Raw genomic sequence first — 12,250 nt, forward strand, 5'->3', positions numbered from 1 at the left:
CGGACCCGGCCGGGGGTCAGGACAGGGTGGGGACGATCGCGCGGACCTTCGCGGCGATCTCGGCCGGGAGCGGGGCGTAGCCGGCGTCGGCGAGGACCTTCTGGCCCTCCTCGCTCACGGTGTAGTTGAGGAAGGCCTTCAGGGTCGGCAGGGTCTCCGCCTTGTTGCCCTTGTCGCAGGCGATCTCGTAGGTGACGAGGACGATCGGGTAGGCACCCTCGGCCTTGGTCTTGTAGTCGAGGGAGAGGGCGACGTCGTTGCCCGTGCCCTTGACCTTGGCGGCGGCGATGGCCTTGGACGCGTTCTCCGAGGAGGCGGCGACCGGGGCGGCGGCACCGGTGTTGATGCTGACCGTGGAGGACTTGTTGGCGGTGGCGTACGAGAGCTCCATGTAGCTGATGGAGCCCTCGGTGTCCTTGACCGCGGTGGCGACACCGGAGGAGCCGTTGGCGGCCTGGCCACCCTGGGCGGGCCACGACTTCGACTTCGGGTCGTGCTTCCAGTCGGCCGGGGCGGCGGTCGAGAGGTACTTGCCCAGGTTCTGGGTGGTGCCCGACTCGTCCGAGCGGTGGAAGGCCTGGATCGTGCTGTCGGGCAGCTTGGCGCCCGGGTTCAGCTTGGCGATCGCCGGGTCGTTCCACTTGGTGATCTTGTTGTCGAAGATCTTGGCGATGGTGGAGGCGTCCAGGACGAGGTTGTCCACACCGTCCAGCTTGTAGGCGATGGCGATGGGGCCGCCGACCATGGGCAGGTTGATGCCCGTGCCGCCCTTGCAGATCTTCTGCGACTCGGCGACTTCCTCTTCCTTCAGGGCGGAGTCGGAGCCCGCGAAGGCGACCTGGCCCTGGTTGAACTTGGTGATGCCGCCGCCGGAGCCGATGCCCTGGTAGTTGATCTCGACGCCCTCACAGGCGGCCTGGAAGTTCTTGACCCACAGGTCCATGGCGTTCCGCTGCGCGCTGGAGCCGGCTGCGAGCAGCTTGCCCTTGGCGCCCTCGCACGCGATGTTCGACGCGGCGGCGGAGGTCTTCGTGCCGCCTTCCTTGGCCGGCGTCTCCGTGTTGTTGTCCGACCCACACGCCGAGAGGACGAGCGCACCGGAGACGACGAGGGCACCGATCGCGGAGGCGCGAAGCCCGTTCTTGCGCGAAAGCTTCACTTTCGGGTGTTCCTTCCAGAAGCCGCCCTGTCGCGGACCGAGTGTCCTGAACGTTCTACGGCGGCGTGTGTCGGTTGGCGGTGCATCGCTGTGCTCTGTGCACCGTGTAAGGCCGAAATTAGGCAGAACAGGTGAAGCCGTCGACGGAACAGAGTGAACGGAAAGTGAACCGTGCCGTAAGGCCGGGTGCGGGGTCCTTCGGCGGACGGCGGCGGGGACATGGGCGGGTGGGATCGTTCGGTCCGGCCGCGTGCCCTTCCGGTGCTACCACCCGTTGTCCTGGTATCGACTACGGTGCAGGAGGGCGGCATGCTCGATACCCGTGATCCGGAGAGGCCGTCCAGGACGTTCTCCCGCTGCTCCATCGCCCCGGAGCTACGGGCGTGGCTCGACGGGGGCGGGACCGCAGAGGGCTGGTTGCGGGGGCGCACGCCCTTGATCTCGTACGCACGGGTCTCCGCCGACAGACTGGACGGGGACTCCGTCGGCGTCATGCGCCAGCACCGGAACAACACCAGGAGTGCGGCGGCTCTGGGGTGCGCCGTGGTTCTGCACTACGAGGACAACAACCTGACGGCGGCCAAAAATACGGTGCCGCGTCCCGCGTTCCGGCGTATGTGTCAGGACATCGTCCACGGCCGTGAGAGGGAGACCGGCATTCCCGTCCGTGGGTGCGTCAGTGTCGAGCGAGAGAGGGTCTACCGACTTCCCCGTGACTTCCTCGCCTTCCAGGATGCTCTGACCATGGCCGGTGGCGGGGTCTTCGTCGAAGGGACCGCGGCGGTGCGTCTCACCGAGGACGACGGTCCGGCGTCGGGGCCGGGAGAAGTGGACAGAGCGCGGACGCGTACCGCCAGGAGTCGCGCCGACTGTGCGGAGGAAGGCAGGGCATACGCGGGACCACGCCGGTTCGGCTGGTTGGGGGCTTCCACAGACCCCCACAGGATCGGCAACAAGCACAGGAACGACGAGGAGTGGCCGTGCCTGTTGGGCATGATCAAGTCGCGCGCTGCGGGAGGGTCCTGGCGGGGCATCGCCGCCGACCTGAACCGGCAAGGAGTCAGGACGGCGCGAGGAGGCCGCTGGTCCGAGCAGGGAGTGAAGGGCCTGGTGGCCAATCCCGCGTGGTGGGGCGGCCGGATCCTCGGCGGCGAGCTGGTGAAGGATCCCGAGACCGGTGAACCGGTGATCGGTCGGTGGGATCACGCCGACGAGACTCGGGACGGGGTCGGTTACGGGACCTGGATCGGCATCATGAACGAGGTGCGGGCCGGGCGGGCACGCCGAGGCCTGGATCAGGGCGGAGACGCGCCCCCTGCCGCGGCCACCACAGCTCCCCGGTCCTATCTGCTCTCCGGCGTGCTCCGGTGCGGACGTCTCAACGACCTCGGGCAGGTCTGCCGCTCCAGACTCTGCGGCAACAGGGCGACCGGGAGGAACGCGAAGTACGGCGACTACTACCGGTGCGGAGACCCCAACTGCAAGGGCGTCGGCCGACGGGCGGCCCCCGTGGACGAGTTCCTGGAAGGGCTGGTTCTGGACCATCTCGGTGAACATTTCACGGGCGGCGCACCCGAGCCGGCCGCGTGGCGCGGCGAAGGGAAGCTGGCTGAGCTGCGCAGAGCGCGGGGCGGGATCGCGTCGTCGGTCGTCAGCGGTGAGGTGGCCTGGGGCGATGCCCGGGATCTGCTGGCGAGACTCGGGCGGAACATCGAGAGCCTGGAGGCGGAGCGGCGGGAGCACGCCGAGGCGCAGGCGAAGGAGGGCCTTCTGCGCGGGTGGAGCCGGGAGTCATGGGGCCGCATGACAGTGCGCGAGCGGCGTGAGGTGATCACGCGAGTGCTCGTCTCGGTAGTCGTCCTGCCCGTGCCGGAAGGGGTCAGCGACAAGGCGCCGTTCGACCCCGCTCTCCTCAGGCCCGAGTGGCGCCAGGAGCCGTCTTCCCCGCGCCGCGCACCCTGAGGAGCGCACCGACCAGGTCCTTGTCCCTGTCCTGTGTCAGGCGAGCCCATGCGGCTTCCGGGGTGAGCCACAGCAGCCGCGTCACTTCGCGGTTCGGTTCGAACGAGCCGCCGGTGGCCTCGGCCGCCCAGTAACGGACCTCCTTGGGGCGGTCCTGTACCCGGTAGCGGACGGTGGGCAGCTCGACTCCCAGGGCGCACGTCATGCCGGTCTCCTCCTGGACTTCCCGGACCGCTGCCGCACGTGCCTCTTCTCCGGGCTTCAGCTTTCCCTTCGGATGGGACCAGTCGGACCACTTCGGTCGGAAGACGAGGGCGATCTCGATGCCATGGCCGGAATGCGCCGGGCGCCAGAGGACGCAGCCGGCGGCGCGGATCGGGGGCTCGGGGGTGGGGACGCTCACGGGACCGGCGCCGTCGTTCTCCGCCAGGCCCGCTGGAAGGCGAAGCGGGCCGCTTCGACCTCGTGGCGTTGGTCGGCGTGGAGGACGCCCAGGGCGTACGCGGTCGCCGGGGCGATGCGCGGGGTGCGGGCGGCGGCCGCCGCGGCCGCTGCGGCTTCGGCGGCGTCGCGGTGCCGGTCCAGGGCCCGGGCGGCCTCGTACAGGACGGAGTCGGGTTCGCCCCCGGTGTGCAGCGCCTCGGTGGCGTAACGGTGGAGGCGGAGGAGGAGCCGTGTCTGGTGCCAGGGCGCGTCCTGGCTCTCTGCGGCCGGCGCGAGGGCGTCCGCGTTGTACGGGTGGGCCGCCCGCGTCAGGGGCAGTGTGGCCACCGCGTCCAGGAGGCGTCGCTCGGCGACCTCGGCGGGGCCGTCCAGGACCTCGACGGCCGGGGCCGCGCCCACGGGGCCGAGCGGGACCTCGGAGGCCAGGAGCGCGACGGCGTCGGCGACCGCGTGGAAGCGGGCCGAGCCCAGCGCCTGGAGCGATGCCGAGTGGGCGCGCGTCCGGGCGAGGGTCAGCTGGCGTTCCAGGAGGGCGCCCGCCCGGGCGGCGCCCACGGTGAGGCCGGCCGCCTCACTGCCGCGGGCGGCGGGGACGGGGCCGCCGCCGTCGTTCAGCCCGTTCACTCCGCTCGACAGGCGGGACAGGGCGTCCACCAGGCGGATCAGCCGCGAGGTGCAGGCCTGCTCCAGGGCGAGCGTCCCCGAGAGCCAGGCGAGCTCGGTGCGCAGCTGGTCGGCCCAGGACGTGTCGAGCAGCGGCCGGAACGTGTGGAGCGTCCCGCTGATCCGGCGGGCCGCGCCGCGCAGCGTACGGGCCGCCTCCTCCGATCCGGCCGTGTCCGAGCCGCTCTCGCCGTGGAGCCGCAGGCCGCGGAGGAAGTCCGCGGCACGGGCGTGCAGGTAAGGGGCCAGGACCTCGCCCGCCGAGACGTCCTGCGAGTGGTCAGGGTTGTGCACGCCGGCGCCTCCGCGCGTCGATGAGCATCTCCTGGACGTGCCGCAGGGGCCGGCCCTCGGGGTCGGTCGCGTGCCGCGTCCAGTTCCCGTCGGGGCCGAGGTGCCAGGAGGAGGTGGTGTCGGACATCCCGGTCTCCAGGAGCCGGGTGAGCGCTGCCCGGTGCGCCGGGTCCGAGACCCGTACGAGGGCCTCGATCCGGCGGTCCAGGTTGCGGTGCATCATGTCGGCGCTGCCGAACCAGACCTCGGGTTCGCCGCCGTTGCCGAAGGCGAAGATCCGGGAGTGCTCCAGGAAGCGGCCGAGGATCGAACGGACCCGGATGTTCTCCGAGAGGCCGGTGACCCCGGGGCGTACGGCGCAGATGCCGCGGACCCAGATGTCGACCGGGACGCCGGCCCGCGAGGCCTGGTAGCAGGCGTCGATGACGGCCTCGTCGACCATCGAGTTGACCTTGATCCGTACGTACGCGGGCCGGCCGGCGCGGTGGTGGGCGATCTCCTTGGTGATCCGGGAGACCAGCCCGTCGCGCAGCGACTTCGGGGCCGTGAGCAGACGGCGGTAGGTCTCGCGGCGGGAGTAGCCGGAGAGCCGGTTGAACAGGTCCGAGAGGTCCGCGCCGACCTGCGGGTCGGCGGTCAGCAGGCCCAGGTCCTCGTAGAGGCGGGCCGTCTTCGGGTGGTAGTTGCCGGTGCCGACGTGCGAGTAGCGGCGAAGGAGCTCGCCCTCCTGCCGGACGACGAGCGACAGCTTGCAGTGGGTCTTGAGGCCGACGAGGCCGTACACGACGTGGCAGCCGGCCTCCTCCAGCTTGCGCGCCCACTTGATGTTGGCCTGCTCGTCGAAACGGGCCTTGATCTCGACGAGGACGAGGACCTGCTTGCCGGACTCGGCGGCGTCGATGAGGGCGTCCACTATCGGGGAGTCGCCCGAGGTCCGGTACAGCGTCTGCTTGATCGCCAGCACGTCCGGGTCGGCCGCGGCCTGCTCCAGGAAGGCCTGCACGGACGTCGAGAACGAGTCGTACGGGTGGTGGAGCAGTACGTCCCGCTCGCGCAGCGCAGCGAAGATGTCCGGCGCGGACGCCGACTCGACCTCGGCGAGGTCACGGTGCGTGCCCGCGACGAATTTCGGGAACTTCAGCTCCGGCCGGTCCTGCCCGGCGATCCCGAAGAGCCCGGTCAGGTCGAGCGGCCCCGGCAGCGGGTAGACCTCGGCGTCGGAGACCTTCAGCTCGCGGACCAGGAGGTCCAGGACGTACGGGTCGATGGACTCCTCGACCTCGAGGCGCACCGGGGGCCCGAAGCGGCGCCGCATGAGCTCCTTCTCCAGGGCCTGGAGCAGGTTCTCGGCGTCGTCCTCCTCGACCTCCAGGTCCTCGTTCCTGGTCACCCGGAACATGTGGTGCGCGAGCACCTCCATGCCGGGGAACAGCTCCTCCAGGTGGGCGGCGATGACGTCCTCGAGGGGGACGTACCGCTGCGGGGAGGCCTCCAGGAAGCGGGCCAGCAGCGGCGGCACCTTCACGCGCGCGAAGTGGCGGTGGCCGCTCACCGGATTGCGTACGACCACGGCGAGGTTGAGGCTCAGGCCGGAGATGTACGGGAAGGGGTGCGCCGGGTCCACGGCCAGCGGGGTGAGGACGGGGAAGATCTGCTGCCGGAACAGGGTGAAGAGGCGGGCCTGCTCCTTCTCCGTGAGCTCGGGCCAGCGGATCAGGTGGATGCCCTCGTCGGCCAGGGCCGGGGCCACGTCCTGCTGGAAGCAGGCCGCGTGGCGGGCCATGAGCTCGCGCGAACGCGTCCAGATCAGATCCAGGACCTCGCGGGGCTGGAGGCCGGAGGCCGAACGGGTGGCGACGCCGGTCGCGATACGGCGCTTGAGGCCGGCGACCCGGACCATGAAGAACTCGTCGAGGTTCGACGCGAAGATCGCGAGGAAGTTCGCCCGTTCGAGGAGGGGGGTCGTGGGGTCCTCGGCGAGTTCGAGCACGCGCTCGTTGAACGCCAGCCAGCTGCGCTCCCGGTCGAGGAAACGCCCCTGCGGCAGCTCGTCGCCGAGCGCGCCGTCGTCCTCGTAGGTGTCCGGGTCGGCATCCAGGTCCGGGTCGATGTCGGTCACCACGGCCCCGTTGGCCACCTGCGCGCCGCGCGGGGCTATGGGGTCGGCGGACGGCGAACCGGACGACGGGAGGGACTGCGGGGCGGAGGACTGGACCGGGACCTCGGCGGGCTGCTGGCTCATGGCCCCATTCTTCCGCGCAAAGGGGTGGTCGGGCGCGTCGGAGCGGGCCGTGGGGGAGGGAAGTCTCCCCTTGGGGAGGGCCGCCCTTCCGGGCGGCGTCACGGAGCGCTTCATTGCGTGAGCGTCGCAAGCGCGTCTGAATGGCCGGTAACGACGACATGTCGTACGGGAATCGGGGGCGGGGCCGTGTGCGGGCCCCGCCCGGTTGATCCTTTACGGGTGCGGGTGATCCTTTACGGGTGCCGGGCCCGCAGGACGCGGAAGGCGGCGTACAGCGCGAGGGCGGCGAGCGCGAGGACGATGCCGGTCTCGATGAGCTGGATGGGCCAGTAGTGCGACGCGGGGTGGTAGTCCGAGTACTGGCCGGTGACGTTCATGTCCGCCGGGCAGACGTCCCACTGCTGGGTCCGGTCGAAGCAGGCATGGCTCGGCAGGCGTTCCCCGGTGGTCGTGAGCAGCCCTGCGTCGGTCTCGAGGGAGGCGATGTCCACGGGGACACCGAGGGTTTCGGCGAGGGGCCCGGTCAGGGTCTTCACGGGCATCAGCGACCAGCGGAGCTGGCCGACGACGAGCAGGACGAGGCCGGTGACGAGGCCGGTGAGGGCCATGGCCGTCACGGTGCGGCGGACCAGCTGGCCGATCAGGGCGCCGAGGCCGAGGGCGAGCAGGGCCTGCGCGACGAGGACGGGTCCGGTGGACACGTACGTGCCCGGCTCGTACCAGAGGAAGGATCCGGTCCCGCCGAGATTCGCCCAGCCGAGCCGGTAGACGCCGATCAGTGCGATCGTGCCGACGACGGTCACGGCACCGGAGACCGCGAGCTTCGCGCCGAGCCAGCGGGTCGGGGAGACGGACTGGGTGAGGGCGAGTTTGTACGTGCCCGATTCCAGCTCGCGCGCCACCATCGGGCCGGCGACGAACGCTCCGACGAGGAAGGGCACGAGGATGATGCCGCTCTCGGCCCACTCCACGGCGATGCGAAGGAGGGAGTGGCCGGTGTCGTGGCCGGTGCCGACCGTCCGGCCGTCCCAGTAACGGAGCCAGGTCATGCCCATGAGGCTCAGCAGGACTCCGGCGCCCGCCAGCCACAGCGTCCGCCGGTACTGGCGGACCGTCACCCAGTAGGGGCCCGTCAGGGTGAGGGTGCTCATGCCGGGGCTCCTTCGGTGGCGCGGAGGTGGGCGAGGAGGAGGTCCTCCAGGGAGGGTTCCGTCGTTTTCCAGGGGCCTTCGACGGGGCCTTCTCGGCGGATCAGGGCGGTGAGTTGACGGCCCGTCGTGCGGGACTCGACGACCGTGTGCGGGGCGAGGTCGGCGACCGGGCCGGTGAGCAGGGTGTGGGCGGCGAGGAGTTCCTCGACGGAGCCGTCGAGGCGGATCCGGCCGTCGTGGAGCAGGAGGAGGTGGTCGCAGGCGCCTTCCAGCTCGGTGAGGATGTGGGAGGACATGACGACGGTGGTGCCGTGTTCGGCGGCGTCGGCCATGAGCAGGCCCATCAGCTGGTGACAGGCGAGCGGGTCGAGGTCGGCCATCGGTTCGTCGAGGAGCAGCAGTTCGGGCCGCTTGCCGAGGGCGAGTGCGAGGGCGACGCGGGTGCGCTGGCCGCCGGAGAGGGTCCGTACGACGGCCCGGGGGTCGAGCGTGTCGGCCATGACGCGCCGGGCGGCGGCTTCGTCCCAGCGGCCCGGGTTGAGTTCGCGGCCCATGCGCAGGGTGTCGGCGACGGTGAGCCGGGGGTGGAGCGGCTTGTCCTGGGCGACGTACGCGAGGTGTTCGCGGGCCGGGGCGTGGATCGTGCCCTCGGTGGGGCGGAGGAGCCCGGCGGCGAGGGCGAGGAGGGTGGACTTGCCGGCGCCGTTGGGGCCGACGAGGGCGCAGATCCGTCCGGTGGGGAGGGCGAACGCGCACTCCCGCAGGGCCCAGCCGTGGCCTCTGCCCCCGTATGTCTTGCCCAGGAGATCGGCCTCCAGAGCGATGCCGTCCCTTGTCATGCGTCGTCCCCCTCGAAGTGTTCCTTCAGTACGGATGTGAAGAGCGCGGCCACGTCCTCGCGGTCGAGTCCGGCGGTGCGGGCGCGGCGGGCCCAGTCGGCGAGTTCGCCGCGCAGGGGCGAGTCGGCTGGGCCGGTGCCGAGCGTGGTGCGGACGAAGGTCCCGAGGCCTCGGCGGGCTTCGACGAGCCCTTCGCGTTCGAGCTCGCGGTAGGCCTTGAGGACCGTGTTGGGGTTGATGGCCGTCGCTTCGACGACCTCGCGTGCGGTGGGCAGTCGGTCGCCGGGTTCCAGGAGGCCCATCCGGAGGGCCTGTTTCGTCTGCTGGACGATCTGGAGGTAGGTGGCGACGCCACTGCGCCGGTCGATGCGGTACTCGACCACGATCCCTTCCACCACCCTTTCACTAATCAAGTAGTGAAAGGGTGGTGCAAAGAAGGGGGCGGTGTCAACCGCCCCCTGGGTAACAGCTGTTACGACTCGGTGCGGTACATGAGGTCCACCTCGTGCGTGACGAAGCCGAGCCGCTCGTACACCGTCACGGCCGCCGTGTTGTCGGCGTCCACGTACAGCATCGCCGTCGGCAGCCCCTGCGCCGCCAGGTGCCGCAGGCCGATCGCCGTGAGCGCCTTGCCGAGGCCGCCGCCCTGTGCCTCGGGCAGGATGCCGACCACGTACACCTCGCCGATCTGCTCCTCGGCGTGGGTCTTCGTCCAGTGGAAGCCGATCAGCCGGCCGTCCTTCTCGGCGAGGAAGAAGCCCTTCGGGTCGAACCAGGGCTCGGCGATCCGGTCGTCCAGGTCCCGCTGGGTGAGCGAGCCCTGCTCGGGGTGGTGCGCGAAGGCCGCGGAGTTGACCGCGAGCCAGGCCGTGTCGTCCTGACCGGGGACGAAGGTACGGACGGTGACGCCCTCGGGGAACACCGGCTCCGGGATTTCGAGGGGGGCCAGGGAGCGGCGGAGCTGGCGCAGTTCACGGAAGAGCGTCAGGCCGAGGACCTGCGCGAGGTGCCGGGCGGCGGACTTGCCGCCGTGCGCCCAGACGCGCAGCCGCTTGCCGGAGGCGCCGAGGAGGGCGGTGCCGAGCGCCCGGCCGTGGCCGCGGCCGCGGTGGGAGGGGTGGACGACGAGCTCGGCGGCCGGGGCCTCGATGGGGTCGGTCTCCTCCAGCTGGGCGTAGCCGTAGAGGTGGGCGCCGACGGTGAGGAGGAAGTGCGTGACGCCCTCGCGGCGGCCGTGACGGAGGTAGAGCCGGCCCTGCTCGGAGACGGCGTGCACGCCGTCGGCCTGGTCCGCGGCCTCCAGCAGGTCCAGTACGTCCTGGATGTGCTCGGGCGTGAGCTCGTCGTAGGTGTGGATCTGCCGTCCGGGTTCGAGGGCCGGCGCCGCGTCGGAAGTCATGGACCCGAGCCTACGGGGACGCGCGGCCGCCCCGGGGAAAGGCGACGGCAACTGTCTCGTAACCCGCTACCCCCTGTTGCGCTACGCGCGTTGACTCTAGGCTGCACCCGCATACGGGGAAGTACGTCAAGGCCGCGAACAGGGGCAAGGGGCTTAGGGGAGAGATGGCAGCGACACCGAGGAAGAACAAGACGGCGCGGCGGATTCTCGCCGCCGGGGCGGGACTTGCGACGGTCGGGGCGCTCGTCGCCGCGATGCCGTCGGCCGGGGCCGGCGTGGACACGTTCGCCGGGCACGGCAAGGACCGGGGCCGGATGGTCGACGTCCAACTGCTCTCCTTCAACGACCTCCACGGCAACCTGGAGCCGCCGGCCGGTTCGTCCGGGCAGGTCACCCGGGTCAAGGAGGACGGGACCACGGAGAAGATCGACGCCGGTGGCGTCGAGTACCTGGCCACGCACCTGCGCCAGGCCCGTCAGGGGAATCGTTACTCCATCACGGCGGCGGCCGGCGACCTGATCGGTGCCTCGCCCCTGCTGTCCGGCCTCTTCCACGACGAGCCGACCGTCGGGGCGCTGAACAAGCTGGACCTCGACGTCACCTCGGTGGGCAATCACGAGTTCGACGAGGGCGCGGTCGAGCTGGCCCGGATGCAGAACGGTGGCTGTCACCCGACCGCCGGCTGCTTCGTCCAGGGCAAGAAGTTCAAGGGCGCCGACTTCCCGTACCTCGCCGCGAACGTGACGAAGGAGAAGACGGGGAAGCCGCTGCTCGACCCGTACTTCATCTGGGAGAAGAACGGGGTCCGGATCGGCTTCATCGGTGTGACCCTGGAGGGCACCCCGAACGTCGTCACCGCCGAGGGCGTCAAGGGCCTGCAGTTCGGTGACGAGGTCGAGACGATCAACAAGTACACGAAGATCCTGGAGCGCAAGGGCGTCAAGTCCATCGTCGCCCTGGTCCACGAGGGCGGCATGCCGGCCTCGGCCGCGTACAACTACAACTGCGACGGTGACGGCGACGGTGACGGCGAGGGCGTCTCCGGTGCCATCGTCGACATCGCCAAGAACGTCTCGCCGCAGGTCGACGCGCTGGTCACCGGCCACACGCACCAGGCGTACGTGTGCTCCATCCCCGACCCGTCGGGCAAGCCGCGGCTGGTCACCTCGGCGTCCTCGTTCGGCAAGCTGTACACGGACACGACGCTGACGTACGACCGCCGCACCAAGGACATCGTGCGGACGGCCGTCGCCTCGGCCAACCACGTCGTCACGCGTGACGTGCCGAAGGCCGCGGACCTGACGAAGCTGATCGAGGACTGGCGCACGCTCGCCGCCCCGATCGCCAACCGCCCGCAGGGCTGGATCGCCGCCGACATCAACGGCCGCGGCTCCACGGCGTACGAGAAGCCGCTCGGCGACGTGATCGCCGACGCGCAGCTGGAGGGCCTGGCCCCGTCGGACAAGGGCGGCGCGCAGGTCGCGCTGATGAACCCGGGCGGCATCCGCTCGGACCTGGTCCACAAGGCGTCCGGCTCCGAGGGCGACGGTGTGGTGACGTACGGCGAGTCGTTCACCGTGCAGCCCTTCACCAACATGATGAACGTGGTCGACCTCAGCGGCGCGAACCTGATCGGTGCGCTGAAGCAGCAGGTCAGCGGCTCGAACCTGAACTCCATCAAGATCCTTCAGGTTTCGAAGGGCCTCACCTACACGCTCGACATGACCAAGACGGGCGCGGACCGCGTCGTCGACGGCACGATCAAGCTGAACGGTGAGCCGATCGACCCGGCGAAGAGCTACCGGGTCGCGATGAACGAGTTCCTCGCGGGCGGCGGCGACGGCTTCCCGGCCCTGGCCACCGGCACGAACAAGCTGGTCGGCGCCTCGGACCTGGACGTCTTCAACGCCTACCTGGCGGCCCACTCCTCGGCGACGGCCCCGCTGCCGGTCCCGGCGGCGGACCGCATCACGGTCGTGCAGTAGGAGTTCTCAGGAGCCCCATGAGGGGGCGACGGGCCGCTTCGGCGGACCGTCGCCCCCTCTTCCGTGGCCGACGCACCCTGGCGAGTATTGTTGTGAACCTGTCATAGTGCGC

Annotated in this window: 10 protein-coding genes; 2 read left to right on the top strand and 8 right to left on the bottom strand. The window is 70.7% G+C overall.

What is annotated here, in order from left to right:
- Nucleotides 1–16: 16 nt before the first annotated feature.
- On the bottom strand, nt 17–1,159 hold the full coding sequence (gene pstS, locus OG462_RS23750) for a phosphate ABC transporter substrate-binding protein PstS (RefSeq protein WP_406060490.1): 1,143 nt from the start codon (nt 1,157–1,159) through the stop codon (nt 17–19).
- A gap of 309 nt (nt 1,160–1,468) precedes the next feature.
- Here pstS and OG462_RS23755 point away from each other — a divergent pair, with 309 nt between their 5' ends.
- Entirely contained in the window at nt 1,469–3,121 is a 1,653-nt protein-coding gene (locus tag OG462_RS23755) for a recombinase family protein (protein ID WP_406060492.1), read from the top strand.
- Here OG462_RS23755 and OG462_RS23760 read toward each other — a convergent pair.
- The 7 genes from OG462_RS23760 to mshD form a co-directional block, all read right to left on the bottom strand.
- Nucleotides 3,072–3,524: an NUDIX hydrolase gene (locus OG462_RS23760; protein ID WP_406060494.1), complete on the bottom strand. Its 453-nt coding sequence runs from the start codon at nt 3,522–3,524 to the stop codon at nt 3,072–3,074. The genes OG462_RS23755 and OG462_RS23760 overlap by 50 nt on opposite strands.
- On the bottom strand, nt 3,521–4,522 hold the full coding sequence (locus OG462_RS23765) for a CHAD domain-containing protein (protein ID WP_406060496.1): 1,002 nt from the start codon (nt 4,520–4,522) through the stop codon (nt 3,521–3,523). Before OG462_RS23765 ends, OG462_RS23760 begins: the two co-directional genes overlap by 4 nt.
- A complete protein-coding gene (locus OG462_RS23770) occupies nt 4,509–6,764 on the bottom strand; it encodes an RNA degradosome polyphosphate kinase (protein WP_406060498.1) in 2,256 nt (751 codons plus the stop codon). The genes OG462_RS23765 and OG462_RS23770 overlap by 14 nt, the downstream gene beginning before the upstream one ends.
- Before the next feature lie 233 nt (nt 6,765–6,997).
- Entirely contained in the window at nt 6,998–7,915 is a 918-nt protein-coding gene (locus OG462_RS23775; RefSeq protein ID WP_406060499.1) for an ABC transporter permease, read from the bottom strand.
- On the bottom strand, nt 7,912–8,754 hold the full coding sequence (locus OG462_RS23780; RefSeq protein WP_406060501.1) for an ABC transporter ATP-binding protein: 843 nt from the start codon (nt 8,752–8,754) through the stop codon (nt 7,912–7,914). Before OG462_RS23780 ends, OG462_RS23775 begins: the two co-directional genes overlap by 4 nt.
- Nucleotides 8,751–9,137 carry a GntR family transcriptional regulator gene (locus OG462_RS23785; protein ID WP_030323302.1) on the bottom strand — a complete coding sequence of 129 codons (387 nt, stop codon included), beginning with the start codon at nt 9,135–9,137 and terminating at the stop codon, nt 8,751–8,753. The genes OG462_RS23780 and OG462_RS23785 overlap by 4 nt, the downstream gene beginning before the upstream one ends.
- A gap of 89 nt (nt 9,138–9,226) precedes the next feature.
- Nucleotides 9,227–10,153 carry a mycothiol synthase gene (gene mshD / locus OG462_RS23790; RefSeq protein WP_406060502.1) on the bottom strand — a complete coding sequence of 309 codons (927 nt, stop codon included), beginning with the start codon at nt 10,151–10,153 and terminating at the stop codon, nt 9,227–9,229.
- Nucleotides 10,154–10,317: 164 nt separating this feature from the next.
- Between mshD and OG462_RS23795 the strand changes: the two genes are divergently transcribed.
- A complete protein-coding gene (locus OG462_RS23795) occupies nt 10,318–12,138 on the top strand; it encodes a bifunctional metallophosphatase/5'-nucleotidase (RefSeq protein ID WP_406060504.1) in 1,821 nt (606 codons plus the stop codon).
- Nucleotides 12,139–12,250: the final 112 nt, after the last annotated feature.

Source organism: Streptomyces sp. NBC_01077, from assembly GCF_045162855.1.
GTDB lineage: Bacteria > Actinomycetota > Actinomycetes > Streptomycetales > Streptomycetaceae > Streptomyces.

Excerpts from the sequence above, each read along its gene's own strand:
- mshD (WP_406060502.1), bottom strand. The coding sequence starts at position 10,153 with ATGACTTCCGACGCGGCGCCGGCCCTCGAACCCGGACGGCAGATCCAC.
- OG462_RS23755 (WP_406060492.1), top strand. The coding sequence starts at position 1,469 with ATGCTCGATACCCGTGATCCGGAGAGGCCGTCCAGGACGTTCTCCCGC.
- OG462_RS23795 (WP_406060504.1), top strand. The coding sequence starts at position 10,318 with ATGGCAGCGACACCGAGGAAGAACAAGACGGCGCGGCGGATTCTCGCC.
- OG462_RS23775 (WP_406060499.1), bottom strand. The coding sequence starts at position 7,915 with ATGAGCACCCTCACCCTGACGGGCCCCTACTGGGTGACGGTCCGCCAG.
- OG462_RS23770 (WP_406060498.1), bottom strand. The coding sequence starts at position 6,764 with ATGAGCCAGCAGCCCGCCGAGGTCCCGGTCCAGTCCTCCGCCCCGCAG.
- OG462_RS23780 (WP_406060501.1), bottom strand. The coding sequence starts at position 8,754 with ATGACAAGGGACGGCATCGCTCTGGAGGCCGATCTCCTGGGCAAGACA.